The sequence below is a fragment of the Pseudomonas sp. 9Ag genome (genome assembly GCF_902506445.1).
Lineage (GTDB): Bacteria > Pseudomonadota > Gammaproteobacteria > Pseudomonadales > Pseudomonadaceae > Stutzerimonas > Stutzerimonas stutzeri_AB.
Genome location: NZ_LR733836.1, coordinates 1,789,968 through 1,804,735 on the forward strand (window position 1 = coordinate 1,789,968; position 14,768 = coordinate 1,804,735).

The 14,768-nt window shown below is 61.6% G+C and carries 13 protein-coding genes; 9 read left to right on the forward strand and 4 right to left on the reverse strand.

All coding sequences use genetic code 11. The features are described 5' to 3' along the window. Positions 1–50 precede the first annotated feature (50 nt). The 7 genes from ALTERO38_RS07835 (at position 51) to ALTERO38_RS07865 (ending at position 7,109) form a co-directional block, all read left to right on the forward strand. Positions 51–728, forward strand: coding sequence for a TIGR04211 family SH3 domain-containing protein (locus ALTERO38_RS07835; RefSeq protein ID WP_148926044.1), 678 nt, complete (start codon positions 51–53; stop codon positions 726–728). Between the two features lie 970 nt (positions 729–1,698). Further along, positions 1,699–2,550, forward strand: coding sequence for an STAS domain-containing protein (locus ALTERO38_RS07840; protein ID WP_102836390.1), 852 nt, complete (start codon positions 1,699–1,701; stop codon positions 2,548–2,550). After that, positions 2,550–2,912 (forward strand): STAS domain-containing protein, encoded by a 363-nt coding sequence (locus ALTERO38_RS07845; protein ID WP_102836389.1) that lies wholly within the window; start codon positions 2,550–2,552, stop codon positions 2,910–2,912. Before ALTERO38_RS07840 ends, ALTERO38_RS07845 begins: the two co-directional genes overlap by 1 nt. After that, positions 2,909–3,313, forward strand: a complete 405-nt coding sequence (locus ALTERO38_RS07850) for an anti-sigma regulatory factor (protein ID WP_159967905.1) — start codon at positions 2,909–2,911, stop codon at positions 3,311–3,313. Before ALTERO38_RS07845 ends, ALTERO38_RS07850 begins: the two co-directional genes overlap by 4 nt. Continuing rightward, positions 3,310–4,314: an ATP-binding protein gene (locus ALTERO38_RS07855; protein ID WP_159969660.1), complete on the forward strand. Its 1,005-nt coding sequence runs from the start codon at positions 3,310–3,312 to the stop codon at positions 4,312–4,314. Before ALTERO38_RS07850 ends, ALTERO38_RS07855 begins: the two co-directional genes overlap by 4 nt. Then, entirely contained in the window at positions 4,307–5,161 is an 855-nt protein-coding gene (locus tag ALTERO38_RS07860) for a sensor histidine kinase KdpD (protein ID WP_159967907.1), read from the forward strand. Before ALTERO38_RS07855 ends, ALTERO38_RS07860 begins: the two co-directional genes overlap by 8 nt. Then, positions 5,154–7,109 carry a response regulator gene (locus ALTERO38_RS07865; RefSeq protein ID WP_159967908.1) on the forward strand — a complete coding sequence of 652 codons (1,956 nt, stop codon included), beginning with the start codon at positions 5,154–5,156 and terminating at the stop codon, positions 7,107–7,109. The genes ALTERO38_RS07860 and ALTERO38_RS07865 overlap by 8 nt, the downstream gene beginning before the upstream one ends. A 22-nt stretch (positions 7,110–7,131) precedes the next feature. Here ALTERO38_RS07865 and ALTERO38_RS07870 read toward each other — a convergent pair whose 3' ends face one another. Next, the gene (locus tag ALTERO38_RS07870) at positions 7,132–7,338 is read right to left on the reverse strand and encodes a DUF3079 domain-containing protein (RefSeq protein ID WP_102836386.1); all 207 of its coding nucleotides are present in this window, start codon (positions 7,336–7,338) and stop codon (positions 7,132–7,134) included. A gap of 233 nt (positions 7,339–7,571) precedes the next feature. Here ALTERO38_RS07870 and ALTERO38_RS07875 point away from each other — a divergent pair, with 233 nt between their 5' ends. Next, a complete protein-coding gene (locus tag ALTERO38_RS07875; protein ID WP_218581723.1) occupies positions 7,572–8,621 on the forward strand; it encodes a sodium:calcium antiporter in 1,050 nt (349 codons plus the stop codon). A gap of 8 nt (positions 8,622–8,629) precedes the next feature. Here the strand turns inward: ALTERO38_RS07875 and ALTERO38_RS07880 are convergent, their stop codons facing one another. Next, entirely contained in the window at positions 8,630–10,993 is a 2,364-nt protein-coding gene (locus ALTERO38_RS07880; RefSeq protein ID WP_159967909.1) for a DNA polymerase II, read from the reverse strand. 221 nt (positions 10,994–11,214) lie between these two features. On the opposite strand from ALTERO38_RS07880, the gene ALTERO38_RS07885 reads away from it, so the two are divergent. Further along, entirely contained in the window at positions 11,215–12,336 is a 1,122-nt protein-coding gene (locus ALTERO38_RS07885) for an SMP-30/gluconolactonase/LRE family protein (protein ID WP_159967910.1), read from the forward strand. A gap of 72 nt (positions 12,337–12,408) precedes the next feature. On the opposite strand, the gene ALTERO38_RS07890 is transcribed toward ALTERO38_RS07885, so the two are convergent. Further along, the gene (locus ALTERO38_RS07890; RefSeq protein WP_102836382.1) at positions 12,409–13,317 is read right to left on the reverse strand and encodes a chemotaxis protein CheV; all 909 of its coding nucleotides are present in this window, start codon (positions 13,315–13,317) and stop codon (positions 12,409–12,411) included. A 125-nt stretch (positions 13,318–13,442) separates the two neighbouring features. Beyond that, on the reverse strand, positions 13,443–14,630 hold the full coding sequence (locus tag ALTERO38_RS07895; protein WP_159967912.1) for an acetyl-CoA C-acyltransferase family protein: 1,188 nt from the start codon (positions 14,628–14,630) through the stop codon (positions 13,443–13,445). Positions 14,631–14,768: the final 138 nt, after the last annotated feature.

Here is a 14,768-nt window from a genome sequence, read left to right on the forward strand (position 1 = left end):
TTAGGCCCGTTCACCGGGGCCTCCATTTTTGCCAGCGCGAACACTACCCCATGTCCCTATCTCGTCATCTCATTGCACTCTTGTCCCGAATGTCCTGGTCCGCTGCTCAGCGCCGCGCTTTCAACGCGGGTCTGCTCGGTACGCTGCTAGCCGTCATCGCGCCAGCCCATGCCCAGGAGGCGACCACTGATCGCTGGGTCAGCGACGCGCTCACCACCTACGTGCGCAGCGGCCCAACCGACGGCTACCGCATAGTCGGCAGCCTCACGTCCGGCCAGAAAGTCGAGCTGCTGGAAACCAGCGGCGACTACAGCCAGGTCCGCGGCGAAAATGGCGACCGGGTATGGATTCGCAGCAGTGATCTGCAGGAGGTTCCCGGTCAGGCAGAGCGTCTGCCGCAGCTTGAGCAACAAGTGGCCGAGCTCAGCGAAGAGCTGAAAACCATCGACGATTCGTGGAAAACCCGCGTCAAGGGAATGCAGGAGACTCTGGACTCGCGCAAGGCGCTGATAGATGAGCTGGAAGCACGCCGTGTGGCCCTGGACGAAGCCCTCACTGCCACCGAATCGGAGTTGCGTGACGCCCAGGCGCGGTTGGGCGACGAAAACAATCAGGTACTGATGCGTTACATGGTTTACGGCGGCAGCATCGCCGGCGCCGGGCTGCTGGTCGGCTTGATCCTCCCAGCCATGACCCGTGGCCGCAAGCGCAACGACCGCTGGTTCTAAGTGGCTGAACCGCGCCCTGCTTAGCTCGGCGCGGCAACCTGCTCAGGCTCAGATTGGACGAAAACCGAAGGGCCAGCCAGCGCCTGAGCCGCTCGTTGCAGAACCTGCCCCGGCATCAGTGGCCCATCCAACAGTAAACCTCGCAGCGCTTGGCAAACTTGGACATTGAGAAAGGCGTGTTGCTCGGCCGTTTCCACGCCTTCTTCCATACCTCCCAAGAGCTCTGGCCAGCATGGGGATAGCCGAGACGATTACCGAATCTTCGTGTCCGGCGCCCATCTCCTTGACGCACGTGCGATCGATTTTCCACCCCCGTCCTGCAGACGATTGAGCTGGAACAGGCTCACGTTTCGCCGAGCCGACGTCGTCATTGGATACCGAGCGCCAGTGTCGAGAGGCTTTTCTCCGTAACCATTCACCCCGCGCGAAGCCAGGCCGGCTCTCGCCGCCTGCGGCATAAACACGTCTGACGACGGCAAACCAAGCTGCCGATACTGCCAACGCAACGATGACCAAAGCCGCTCACCGGCCCGACCGGCGTTTCAAACCTGGCTCATATTTGCCGCTGCCACTCGCCGCTCACCGCCCGCCTCGAACTAGGCAACAGCTGAAACCGATGGGGCTCCTGTCCGCCCTCCAGGTACGGATTTGCTTAAGCAAACGGCTGGACCTGGACCACGACGTCTGTCCGGCAAACTTGACCGAGCTACCAACTTGAGGCGAAATGCGACACTTTGCCACTACACTGGAACCAGCACATCGAGATATCCGCATGCTCTATCTCGAGCCAACCTGGCGTCAGCCAGCAAGACACGTCTACCCTGGTTCTCCAAGATCGGTATAGCCTGCTCCAGAGCCCCATCCGTCTGCCTGCGTATCGAGCGTAAGAAGTTTTGCTCAACCGGAACGCCTGTCAGCAATTCGGATCAAACCCGACAATCGCTGCACCTCCCCTAAAGGACCCGCGCCAATGGCCTCATTGCAACAACGCACCTTCACTGTAATCGCCAAGAAAGAGCACGAGCTGCTCGACAGCTGGACCCGCGAACTTGAAGCCAGCGGCCTGTACCGCAACGTCAAGATCGAAGAGTTTCGCCAGCAGACGGCCGAGTTCATCCGTTTACTGATCGAGGGCGCTGGCCAGGCCGAGTCCACCGATCTGCGCGGATCAAATTGGGAAGACATGCGGCAGTTCCTCGAACAGCTGTCACACAGCCGCGTGTTGCTGGGCTTCGACTCTCAGCAAACCGCCGGCTTCATCTTTTCGTTCAAACGCCCGCTGATGCCGCTGATGCAGAGCGAATATGCCGATGAGCCGGCGATCCTCGCCGAGCAACTCTGGGCGCTGTCCGAGCTGATCGACCAATTCGGCCTGCACACGGTTCGCACGTTCCAGAAATCCCGCGAGGCGGTCATCAAGCGCCAGCAGGAAGAGCTGCTGGAGCTGTCCACGCCGGTGGTCAAGCTGTGGGATGGCGTCCTCGCGCTACCGATGATCGGCACCCTAGACTCGCAACGTACCCAGGTGGTGATGGAGTCGCTGCTGCAGCGCATCGTCGATACCGGTTCGGAAATCGCCATCATCGACATCACCGGCGTGCCGACCGTTGACACACTGGTCGCGCAGCACCTGCTGAAAACCGTCACGGCAATCCGCCTGATGGGCGCCGATGCAATCATCAGCGGCGTGCGCCCGCAGATTGCGCAAACCATCGTGCACCTCGGCCTGGATCTGCAGGGCATCGTCACCAAGGCTTCCCTGGCCGATGCGCTGGCGCTTGCGCTGCGTCGTTCCGGGCTGACTGTCAGCAAGGCGGTGTAATGGAGCGCATCCCAATACTCCGGATGGGCGAGTTCCTGCTCGTTACCATTCAAGTCGATATGCATGACCAACTGGCGATGACGCTGCAGGACGATCTGGCCGAGCGCATCAGCTCGACGTCGGCCAAAGCGGTGCTGATCGACATCTCCGCGCTGGACATGGTCGATTCGTTCATCGGCCGCATGATCAGCTCGATCTCGGGTCTGTCCAGCATCATGGACGCCGAAACCGTGGTGGTCGGCATGCAGCCTGCCGTAGCGATCACGCTGGTCGAGCTGGGTCTGACGCTGCAAGGCGTCAGCACGGCGCTCAATGTTGAGAGAGGCATGCAGCTACTGCATAAACGGATGGCCGCTAAATGACCGTGCGCGGCAGCGGCAGTACACCGGTACGGATCGAACAGGACGTGGTCTTGGCCCGCCAGGCGGTCCGTAAGCTGGCGCAGGACAGCGGTATGCGCTTGATCGACCAGACCAAGCTGGTTACTGCCGTCAGTGAGTTGGCCCGTAACACCGTCGTGTACGGTGGCGGCGGCGACATGGACTGGGAGATCCTCGACGAAGGCCCGCGTACCGGCATTCGGCTGACCTTCCGCGACGAGGGCCCCGGGATTGCCGATATCAAATTGGCCCTGACCGATGGCTGGACCTCTGGCGGCGGCCTCGGCCTGGGGCTGACCGGCGCCAAGCGTTTGGTCGACGACTTCGAGCTCGAAAGTACACCCGGCATCGGCACACGCATCAGCATTACCAAATGGTCATGAACATTCAAGGCTCGATGACCACCGTTCTGCCGATCGAAGACGAAAGTCAGGTCGGCCACGCGCGGCGCGCGGCGCAATCGCTAGCCACCGAATTTGCGTTCGATGAGACCGATGCCGGACGCGTTGCGCTCGTTGCGACAGAGCTGGCAACCAATCTGCTCAAGCATGCACACCATGGTGCTCTGCATCTGCGTGCGATACCGGCGCAGAGCGGATATGGCGTCGAACTGATCGCCATTGACCGTGGCCCCGGATTCAACCCCAATGAATGCCTGACCGATGGTTTCTCCACTGGCGGCACGCAGGGCACGGGGCTCGGTGCGTTGATGCGTCAGGCACAGCTGTTCGACATTTATTCCGACAGCAGAGGTTCGGTGGTCCTGGCGCAGCTGTACCCGCGGCACGTCTCGGCGCTGCCCCTTCGGTTCGGGGTCAGTCAGCATTCACTGAAGAACGATCCTGCATGCGGGGACGTCTGGCATCTGGCTGTCGATGGCTCGCGACTCAGCGCGTTGGTCATCGACGGTATCGGACATGGCGAAGATGCTGAGGCGGCCGGCCTGGCAGGTGCTGCCGCCTTTGCCGAGAACCCGTTCGCCGACCCGACGATCAGCATGCTCGACATGCACCAGGCGATGACCGGTTCGCGGGGTGGCGCAGCGGCGATCGCCTTACATGACGCTAGCAAGGTGCGTTTCGCCGGAATTGGCAACATCGGGGCCTGCCTGCTGACTGCTGAAAAGAGTCGCGGCATGGCATCCCATCCTGGCATCGTGGGCTCCCAGTTCCGCAAGGCCGTCGCCTTCGATTATCCCGTCGAGTCCCGACAGCTGCTGGTCATGTACAGCGATGGACTGCAGTCGCGCTGGGACCTGCGCGACTACCCCGGCCTGGTGCATCGTCACCCGGCCATAATTGCAGCGCTGTTGCACCGCGATTTCTGTCGCGGTCGTGATGACGTGACCGTTATGGTGATTGCACTGGAGGCAATCGTTGACTGACTCGAACACGAACGACCTCATCGAACAGCTGCGCAGCGAGAACGATCTGCTACGCGCCGAGCTCGAGGAAACCAACCAAGGTGTCCTAGCACTGTATGCCGAGCTCGACACCCAGGCCGAGCAGCTACGACAGGCATCGGACCTGAAAAGCCGCTTCCTGTCGTACATGAGCCACGAGTTCCGTACGCCTTTGGGCTCCATTCGCAGCATTACCCGCCTGCTCAGCGATGAGCTGGACGGCCCGCTCAGCGCGGAACAGCACAAGCAGGTATCGTTCATCAGTGGTGCTGCAGGCGAACTCAGCGACATGGTCGATGACTTGCTCGATCTGGCGAAGATCGAGGCCGGGCGCATCACCATATCGCCCGCCTGGTTCGACATGCTGGATCTGTTCGCTGCCTTGCGCGGAATGTTTCGCCCGATCGTCGATGCCAACGCGGTGGATCTGATTTTCGAAGAGCCCCACGACATGCCGCGGCTGTACACGGACGACAAAAAGCTCGCGCAGATTCTGCGTAACTTCATCTCCAACGCCCTCAAGTTCACCCAGAACGGCGAGGTGCGCATTTCCGCCTGCGCCGAAGGTGACGGCGAAGTTCGCTTCGCCGTAACAGACACGGGCATCGGCATCCCAGAAGACATGCACGGCAACCTGTTCGAGGATTTCGTGCAGATCGATACGCCGCTGCAGAAGCGTCTGCGTGGCACCGGCCTGGGGCTGTCGCTGTGCAAGCGTTTCGCCGAACTGCTGGGAGGCCGAGTGGGCGTCGACAGCAAACCGGGGGTGGGATCGACTTTCTACGTAATCATTCCCGTCGCGATTTCCACGGAGAGCGCTGATGGATAAGAGCCGGCTGCTGATCGTCGATGACAACGCTGCCACTCGCTATGCAATACGCCGGGTGCTGGAGCGCCACGGTTATGCCGTGCTCGAAGCCGGAACGGGTACCGAAGGATTGGGCCTGATCGCCACCGGGCAAATCGACGCGCTGATTCTCGACGTGAACTTACCGGACATGAGCGGCTTCGACATCGTGCGGCAGCTGCGAATCGATGACCGCACGCGGCTGCTGCCGGTTATTCACGTTTCGGCAGCCTCAATTCAGACCGGCGACATCATTACCGGCCTGGACGCGGGGGCCGACGCCTACCTCATCCACCCTGTCGATCCGGACGTGCTTCTGGCGACGCTGCGTACGCTGTTGCGTGTGCGCGATACCGAGCATGCGCTGCGCGAAAGCGAGGCTCGCTTTCGTGAAATCTTTTCCCAGGTAGCGGCACCTATCGCGGTGATCGACCCGAACCTGCAGATCCACGAGAGCAACCGTGCGCTGTCCCTGCTGCTGGGTGACCAGCCGCAACCATCGGCGCTTACGGCAAGCCTGGCCGAAGGACAGGACGCCAAGCTGCTGACATTGCGGGCGAGCCTGGCCAGTGGTGCGCGCTGGCAAGACACGCTGTTCATGCAGGTTGCCGGGGAACGTCGTGAAACCAAGTGGCAGGTTTCGCCATACCGGGCGTCCGAACTCGGGCTGGTCGTCATCGAAGACATCACCGAACAGCGTCAACGCGAGCGCTCTCAGCGGCAGCAACTCGACAATGCCACCAACGAGCTTGCCCGCGAGGTCGCCGAGCGCGTGCGCACCGAAGGGCAGCTGATGCAGGCGCAGAAAATGGACGCTCTGGGCAAGCTGACCGGCGGCATCGCACATGACTTCAACAACCTACTGACCGGCATCATCACCGGCATCGAACTGCTCAAGAAGCGCGTGCATGAAGGCCGCACCGATGCCGTCCTGCGTTTTGCCGATACAGCGCTGAATTCGGCTCGCAGCGCCGCCTCGATGACCAACCGGCTGTTGGCTTTCGCCCGCCAGCAACCGCTTGATGCACGCCCGGCCGACCTCAATGATCAGGTTCGCTCGCTCGAGGAACTCTTGCAGCGAACCATTGGCGAGCACATTTCGCTGAACCTGGAGCTGTCCGAGCAAGGTGCGGTGGCACAGGTCGATGCCAACCAGCTCGAAAGCGCCATCCTCAACCTGGTCATCAATGCACGCGACGCCCTGCCCCGTGGCGGCAGCATCACGATTCGCACCGCAGCGTTGCAGTGTGAGGGCGATGCGGACCTGGCTGACGGAAGCTACGTCGTACTTACGGTGGAAGATGATGGCACCGGCATTGCGCCGGATGTGCTGGGTAAGGTCTTCGATCCCTTCTTCACTACGAAACCGCTGGGCCAAGGCACCGGTTTAGGATTGTCCTCGATCTACGGTTTTGCCCGGCAGTCCGGTGGCGAAGCCCGACTAAGCAGCGTTGTTGGCGAAGGCACGCACGTTTCTCTGGTGCTACCGGCTGCCATTGCCACGCAATCGGTAGCCGCTTTGGTCAACGACATGCCGCAAGGCAACGGCGAGCACGTACTGATCGTCGAGGACATGCCGGCAGTGCGCATGCTGGTGGCCGAGATGCTCAGTGAGGCTGGCTACCGCTGCAGCGAAGCCGGCGATGTCGCCACTGCGTTGTCGGTGCTCCAGGACGACTCCAGCGTCGATCTGCTGTTGACCGACGTGGGGCTTCCACAACTGTCCGGGCGGGACCTGGCTGACGCAGCGCGAACCCACCGCCCTGCGTTGCCGGTGCTGTTCATGACGGGCTATGCCGAAAACGCCGTTCGCCGCGATCGCTTTCTTGCGGCAGGTATGGACATGGTGGTTAAGCCGTTTCAGATTGGCGAGCTGCTTGGCAAAGTGCGGCACATGCTCGATCAGTCGGCAACTTCGACTGCTGACTGACCGGGCAGCAACGCCCGCAGCGCTACTTGCTGCCTCGCTCAGCCTTGTCGGTCGCGATCAGGTCTCCCCAGTCGCCAAACTCGTACCAGTCGTCCCCCATCATTTCAGCCGGGTGCTGCGTTCTGCCGGCACCATTGCCGCAAGCCAGTGAGTCGGCTGGACAATAGCGATCGCAACCCCAACAGATGCGCTCGGGATGTGGCGGGTTAAGCGGGAATTTCTTGGCCATCGCAGGCCCCAGGGCTAGCTTGAAGAAGTCCTCAGGCTAACCAGCCCACCGCTGGCTGAACTTGATCAGGCTCAAAATCGCCACTTTCCGGCCGGTGCGTAACGGCTTGGCGACGCCTGAACGTGGCCCCTTGCACCGCGCTGACGGCCTCTACAGCTCTTGCGAGCTGAACCCTGGCCAAGCGAGTGGCTCTACAGAGTCATCACCGCAACGAAGCGGCCAGACGAGAGGGGGTGTTTTTGCCAGAACTTCAGGCAATGGGGTTGTCGATGAGCGTGGGCCTGCTGTTGGTCTGCGCAGTGGTGATTGGCATCGTGGGCACCCGCCTCACGCGGGTCGTCGATGAACTCGCCGACCGCACCGGCATGGGCGAAGCGATGGCCGGTGCCATCCTGCTGGGAATGGCGACGTCGCTGTCCGGGATCGTCCTGTCGGTCACCGCCGCCTGGGAAGGCCGCCCGGAGCTGGCCATGAGTAACGCGCTGGGCGGCATCGCCGTACAGACGCTGTTCCTGACGGTCGCCGACCTTGCCTTGCGGCGGGTCAACCTGGAGCATGCGGCCGCTTCAATCGGCAATCTCATGCAGGGCACGCTGGTGTTGTGCCTGCTGTCGCTGATCCTCGTCGGCTGCTTTTCCCCGGATGTCACCGTCTGGTCCATTCATCCTGTCACCCCGCTGCTGCTGCTCGGCTATCTCTATGGCCTGCGCGTAATTGCTAAAGGCCAAAATGAAGCCATGTGGTTTCCGGCGCGTACCCGCGAGACTCGCGAGGACACGCCGGATGAAGAATCGACGGATCGCTCGCTGACTTCACTCTGGGTCCGCTTCGTGATCATGGCTGCAATACTGGGCATCAGCGGCTGGTTGCTGGAGGGAGCGGCCAGTGAGATCGCAACCCAAACCTGGCTCAGCGAAGCGGTCGTTGGCGTTCTCATGACCGCCGTGGTGACGTCGCTGCCGGAGCTGGTCACCTCGGTCGCGGCCGTCAGGCGCGGTGCATTGACTCTGGCCGTTGGCGGCATCATCGGAGGCAACGCGTTCGATACATTGTTTGTCGCGGCCTCGGATATTGCGTACCGAGACGGCTCGATCTACCACCATGTTTCCAACAGCGTGCTGCTCTGGGTGGCGCTGTCGATACTGATGACCGGCGTGCTGCTCATGGGCCTGCTACGCCGCGAGAAGCACGGACTGGGCAAGATCGGCTTCGAAAGCGTCACGCTGATCGGCCTGTATTTCGCCGGCGTCGCAATGGTCCTCGCCAAAAGCCAGCTCGGCTGATAGCCGCGTTAGAACAAGCCGAGCTGCTCGTCGATCAGTGCGTTGAAGCTGTCATTCACGAACGGCAGGATGGCGTCGGCCACAGGCTGCAGTTGGCGGCTCACGTAGTGGTCGTAGTCGATAGGCGCCCGCCGCACTTCGAGCGGTTCCGGCCCGGCCACAGTGATCAGGTAGCTGATCCAGCCGCCGTTCTGGTACTGCCGCTGGCGACCGTTTTGCAGGTTGTATACGTCGGCAATACGCGCAGCCCGCACGTGTGGCGGGACGTTGCGCTCGTAGTCATCCAGACGCCGACGCAAGCGCTTGCGAAAGATCAGCAGGTCGTCCAGCTCCCCGGCCAGGGTGCGTTGGACGTAGCTGCGCACGTAGTCCTGATAGGGCTCGCGACTGAAGATGCGCCGATACAACTCCTGTTGGAACTGCTGAGCCAGCGGCGACCAGTCGGTCCGCACCGTTTCCAGCCCTTTGAACACCAGGCCGTCGCTGCCATCGGGACGCGTCACCAGCCCGGCATAGCGCTTCTTGCTGCCCTCCTCCGCGCCACGGATGGTCGGCATCAGGAAGCGCTTGAAGTGTGTTTCGTATTGCAGTTCCAGCGCACTGTGTAGACCGAACGTTTGCTGAAGGTGTTCGCGCCACCAATCGTTGATGCGCTGCACCAGTTGCTTGCCAATACGCGCGGCGTCTTCGTCATCATGGGCGCGCTTGAGCCAGACGAAGGTGGAGTCGGTATCGCCGTAAATCACGCTGTACCCCTCTGCCTCGATCAACTCGCGGGTGCGCCGCATGATCTCGTGGCCGCGCAAGGTGATCGATGAGGCCAGCCGCGGATCGAAAAACCGGCAGCCGCTTGAGCCGAGCACGCCGTAGAAAGCATTCATGATGATCTTCAGCGCCTGCGACAGCGGTTTGTTGCCCTCGCGCTTGGCCGATTCGCGCCCTTCCCAGACGCGCTCGACAATCGCCGGCAGGCAATGCCGCTTACGCGAGAAACGCGCACCACGAAAGCCGGGCACCGAGTCGCTGTCTTCCGGTTGGCGCATGCCTTCGACCAGCCCCACCGGATCGATCAGAAAGGTGCGGATGATCGAGGGGTACAGGCTCTTGTAGTCCAGCACCAGCACAGACTCGTACAGGCCCGGCTGTGAATTCATCACGAAACCGCCAGGGCTGGCCTCCGGTGGTCGCTCGCCGAGGTTGGGCGCGACGAAGCCCTGGCGATGCATCAATGGGATATAGAGGTGTTCGAACGCCGCCACCGAGCCTCCGCTACGGTCGGCTGGCAGCCCGGTGACAGTGGCGCGTTCGAGCAGAAAGGTCAGCAACTCGGTCTTGTGGAAGATCCGCGTGACCAGCTCGCAATCCTTGAGGTTGTAGCGCGCCAGCGCCGGCTTGTCTTCGGCGAACATGCGGTTGATTTCATCCATCCGCTGATAGGGCGTGTCGATGGCTTTGCCTTCACCAAGCAGCGTCTGCGCGACATTCTCCAGGCTGAACGAAGGAAAACTCCAAGTGGCCGAGCGCAGGGCTTCGATGCCATCGATGATCAGTCGGCCCGCCGCTGCAGCAAAAAAATGGTTGCCTCGGCTGCCGTGTTCACGCCAGGCCATTTCTTCCCCACCACGCCCCAAGCGCAGCGGCACCTGATAGCGCTGGGCCTGATCACGCAGCACCCGCAGGTCGAACTGCACCAGATTCCAGCCAATGATGGCGTCTGGGTCGTGCCGCGCCATCCAGTCGTTCAGTCTTTCGATCAACTGTTTGCGGCTGTCGCAGTATTCCAGGTGAAAATCCACGGTATCGGCATTGCCGTTGGCCGGACCGAGCATATAGACCTGGCGCTCCCCGCAGCCTTCCAGCCCTATGGAATACAGCTCGCCGCGCATGGTGGTCTCGATGTCCAGCGAGACCAGCCTGAGTTGCGGCCGATAGCTCGGCGCAGGCTTGATCTGCGCCTCGATCCACACGCCCTCTTCGTTCGGCTGGCCGGTATAGCTGACCGGGGCGGTGATAAAGCGCTCCATCAGGTAACGCTCTGGCGGGCGGATGTCCCCTTCGTAAACATCCAGTCCCGCGTCGCGCAGGCGCTTGTCGAGGTTCATCAGCTGACGGTGCTGCTTGCAATACAGCCCGACCACCGGACGGTGGCGGAAATCAGTCAGATTCAAGGGCCGCAGCTCAGCGTCTCGTTCGCCCTTGAGCAGCATTTCAACCTTGCGCTGCTGAGCCTCCGGAATGAAGGCAATCGAAGGCTGGTACGGCACCCGCAGGCGACGTGGGCCGGCATCAGTTGCCAACCAGAACTCGACCTCTGTACCCGCCGCGGTATCGCGCCAGTGCCGAGTGAGCACAAATCCTTGCTGCAGATCCACCGTTCGCCGCTCCCACTTATGCCGTGACGGCCATTCTACGTGGCTAAGGCCGCGGGAGCGCCCTTGGATGAAGAATCATAGTTATCGGACAACATTATGGCTGAGCAATTAACGAAGACCCCATTTCAGCGGCATTTCGCTTTGACAAGCGCGAAGACGCTGACAATACTCATCGCGGTTGTACGACAACTAAACCAACAATAACAACGGATGAAGCCCTCATGACGATCACCATCAACGCGCCACTGACCAGCGACAAACCAGAAAACGACAGGCGCTCTTTTTTGAAAAGCTCGCTGATGTTCTCAGCCGGCGTTGCGTCGATGGGCAGCCTCGGCTTTCCCAGGCTTGCTTCAGCTGAACCGCTGACCAAGCGTTACCCAGACGAGTTGGTTGAAATACTCGACGAGAGTTTCGCCAAGTACCGGTTGTTCAACGCCAGCGTCGAACGCCTCGCTACCGGCATGCGCTGGGCAGAGGGCCCTGTCTGGGTGGGCGACGGCCGCTACCTCCTGGTCAGCGATATTCCGGAAAACCGCATCATGCGTTGGGACGAAATCACCGGCTCCTTCGATGTGTTCCGCCAGCCTTCCAACCATTCCAACGGCCTCGCGCGCGACCTTCAGGGCCGGCTGCTGACGTGCGAAGGTTCGACCACCAATGATCTGGGCCGTCGTGTGACCCGCACCGAGCCCGACGGCAGCATCACTGTGCTGGCCAGCGAGTTCGAGGGTAAGCGCTTCAACTCGCCCAATGACCTGGCAGTTCGCGGCGACGGCTCGATCTGGTTTACCGACCCGCCTTTCCAGACCGGCAACTATTACGAGGGCCACAAGGTCCAGACTGAGCTGTCGGATGCCGTTTACCGTATCGACGGTGAAACCGGCGCCGTGACTCGCGTGATCGATTCGATTTCCGGGCCTAACGGGCTGTGCTTCTCCCCTGATCAGAAGACGCTCTATGTCGTGGAAGGTCGGGCCAAGCCAAACCGGTTGATCTGGGCTTACCCGGTCAAGGACGACGGCACCCTTGGCGAACGCCGCAAGCACATTGAAGCCTCGGCTTTTGGCGCACTAGACGGCATCAAATGCGACGAGGACGGTAATCTGTGGTGTGGCTGGGGCAGCTCAGGCGCCCCGGAAGCGGTGACCGCCGACCTTGATGGCGTGATGATCTTCAACCCGGCAGGCAAGGCGATCGGCAAGATCCGATTACCGGAACGCTGTGCCAATCTGTGCTTCGGCGGCGCCAAGGGCAACCGCCTGTTCATGGCGGGCAGCCACTCGCTGTATGCGCTCTACGTCAACACACGTGATGCGAGCTTCGGCAAGTACGGCGCGTGAAGATCAAGGCGGCGCTTTCAGCGCCGCCGCTACGCAGGAAACGCTTTCGCGAAAAATACGACAACAGGCTTTTCAAGCGACCGACGCATCCTCGCCGAGGTGAATCACCCGGGCCGCACGTAGCATGCACTTGGTCATTTCGGGTGGTGAAAACTTGGTCAGGATGTCATTGGCACCAGCAGCCTTGGCCTTGTCGGTGCTGATGGTGCTGTCCAGCGAGGTATGCAGCAGCACATAAATGGACGCGTAGTCCGGGTGCTTGCGCAGTGCCTGGGTAAAGGAGTAGCCATCCATTTCGGGCATCTCGATGTCCGACACCACGCAATTGATCGCCTCGTAGCCACCCTTGAGGCTATCGAGTGTCTCGAATGCTTCACGCGCACTTCTCACCGCATGGCAGGTGATGCCCATCTTGGTCAGCGCGGACACCGACATGTGGATGGCTACCTGGCTGTCATCAACGATCAACGCGCGGGTTTCGGTGAGCAGTTGCGCATCCTGGTCATCAAGATGAGAAATGTCGGCCTCACCGGGCACGGGGGCGATGTTGTGAATGACCTTTTCCACATCGAGGATCTGGATCAGCTCGCCATCTACTTCCGCCGTTCCGGTAATGAACGAGCTGGCGCGAGCGCCATAGGGCGGCGGCAGGATTTTCGACGTCTGGATATGCACGATCTTGACCACCGCCTGGACATGCAACCCCTGTTTGGAACGGCTGATCTCGGTGACGATCAGGCAGCCCCCTTTGGGGTCCTGCAACGGCGCCATGCCGATCGCCAGGCTGAGGTCGATCACCGACAACGGCTGGCCGCGCAGCGTAGCGACGCCGCGGACATGGGGATGCGACTCGGGCAGCCGCGTCAGTGACGGCGTCGGAATGATTTCGCTGACCTTCAACAGGTTGATCGCCATCTGCTTGCCGCTGCGCAGCGTGAACAGCAGAAGCGATAAGGCGTCGGTAGCGGATGCGTTGTTCATGGATGGTCCTGTGGAAAGCCGGTCTCGTGCCGAGTGGTCACCTCGCTAGAGCCTTGTCGGCTGCTGCGCGCAAATCTTCAATGCAATCGGCGCCGGCCGGACGAGTTGTTGCCGCGCCGCCGGATTCAGCAGCGCTCGAAGACCGCCGCGATACCCTGCCCGCCACCGATACACATGGTCACCAGCGCGTAGCGGCCCTGAACGCGCTGCAGTTCATGGATCGCCTTGACCGTGATGATCGCACCGGTCGCGCCCACTGGATGACCGAGGGAGATACCCGAACCGTTGGGATTGACTCGCGCCGGGTCCATGCCCAGCTCCTGCATGACTGCGCAAGCCTGGGCGGCGAAGGCTTCGTTGGCTTCGATCACGTCAATCTGATCGAGACTGATCCCAGCGCGTTCCAGCACCCTACGCACAGCCGGCACCGGTCCAATGCCCATGTACGCCGGGTCGACGCCGGCATGCGCGTAGCCAACCAGCCGAGCCATGGGCTTGAGCCCCAACGCACGCGCCCGCCCGACTTCGGCCAGCACCAGCGCAGCAGCACCATCGTTGAGGCCGGAGGCGTTACCCGCCGTCACGCTGCCACCGTCTTTCTTGAAGATCGGCTTCAACGCCGCGAGGCGCTCGGCGGTCAGGTCCGCGCGCGGGTGCTCGTCGGTGTCGAACAGCACACTGCCTTTTCGGGTGGTGATTTCAACCGGAACGATCTGCTCGCGAAAGCGGCCACTTTCGATTGCCTGCACGGCGCGCTGCTGACTTTCCAGCGCCAGCGCATCCTGCTGTTCGCGGCTGATGCCATAACGCTCGGCCACGTTTTCCGCGGTGACGCCCATGTGGAATTTGCCCCAAGGATCATGCAACAGGGTGTTCATGTAGTCGATTGCCTGGCTGTCACCGAGGCGCGCGCCCCAGCGCAGGTTCGGCAGGATGAACGGGCCGCGGCTCATGCTTTCCGCGCCGCCACCAATAGCCACATCGGTGTCACCCAGCAGGATTGACTGGGCCGCCGAAATCACCGCCTGCAAGCCCGAGCCGCACAGTCGGTTGACGTTGAATGCAGGAGTTTCCAATGGGATACCGGCGTCCACTGCAGCGACCCGCGCCAGGTAGCCGTCCCGTGGTTCGGTGGGGATCACGTTGCCCATCACCACGTGACCGACGGCGTCCGCTGGCGTGCCGGAACGCTCAAGCGCACCGCGACAGGCGGTGGTGACGAGAGTGATCAGGTCGACGTCCTTGAGTGCGCCACCAAAGGAGCCAATCGGCGTGCGCACTGCACCGACAACCACGATTTCACGTTCAGCCATGAGTTTCTCTCTGCAGCGAAGTTCGGGGCGTGCCGGGGATGCCGACACGGCGAGTCGTTCGATCCTAGCGACCTGAGGCAGGAGAACAATACGCAGCAGCGCAGACGCGTTGTGCGATTTTGCAGAACCGAGCGGTCA

Excerpts from the sequence above, each read along its gene's own strand:
- ALTERO38_RS07865 (WP_159967908.1), top strand. The coding sequence starts at position 5,154 with ATGGATAAGAGCCGGCTGCTGATCGTCGATGACAACGCTGCCACTCGC.
- ALTERO38_RS07845 (WP_102836389.1), top strand. The coding sequence starts at position 2,550 with ATGGAGCGCATCCCAATACTCCGGATGGGCGAGTTCCTGCTCGTTACC.
- ALTERO38_RS07870 (WP_102836386.1), bottom strand. The coding sequence starts at position 7,338 with ATGGCCAAGAAATTCCCGCTTAACCCGCCACATCCCGAGCGCATCTGT.
- ALTERO38_RS07855 (WP_159969660.1), top strand. The coding sequence starts at position 3,310 with ATGAACATTCAAGGCTCGATGACCACCGTTCTGCCGATCGAAGACGAA.
- ALTERO38_RS07895 (WP_159967912.1), bottom strand. The coding sequence starts at position 14,630 with ATGGCTGAACGTGAAATCGTGGTTGTCGGTGCAGTGCGCACGCCGATT.
- ALTERO38_RS07840 (WP_102836390.1), top strand. The coding sequence starts at position 1,699 with ATGGCCTCATTGCAACAACGCACCTTCACTGTAATCGCCAAGAAAGAG.
- ALTERO38_RS07835 (WP_148926044.1), top strand. The coding sequence starts at position 51 with ATGTCCCTATCTCGTCATCTCATTGCACTCTTGTCCCGAATGTCCTGG.
- ALTERO38_RS07885 (WP_159967910.1), top strand. The coding sequence starts at position 11,215 with ATGACGATCACCATCAACGCGCCACTGACCAGCGACAAACCAGAAAAC.
- ALTERO38_RS07850 (WP_159967905.1), top strand. The coding sequence starts at position 2,909 with ATGACCGTGCGCGGCAGCGGCAGTACACCGGTACGGATCGAACAGGAC.
- ALTERO38_RS07890 (WP_102836382.1), bottom strand. The coding sequence starts at position 13,317 with ATGAACAACGCATCCGCTACCGACGCCTTATCGCTTCTGCTGTTCACG.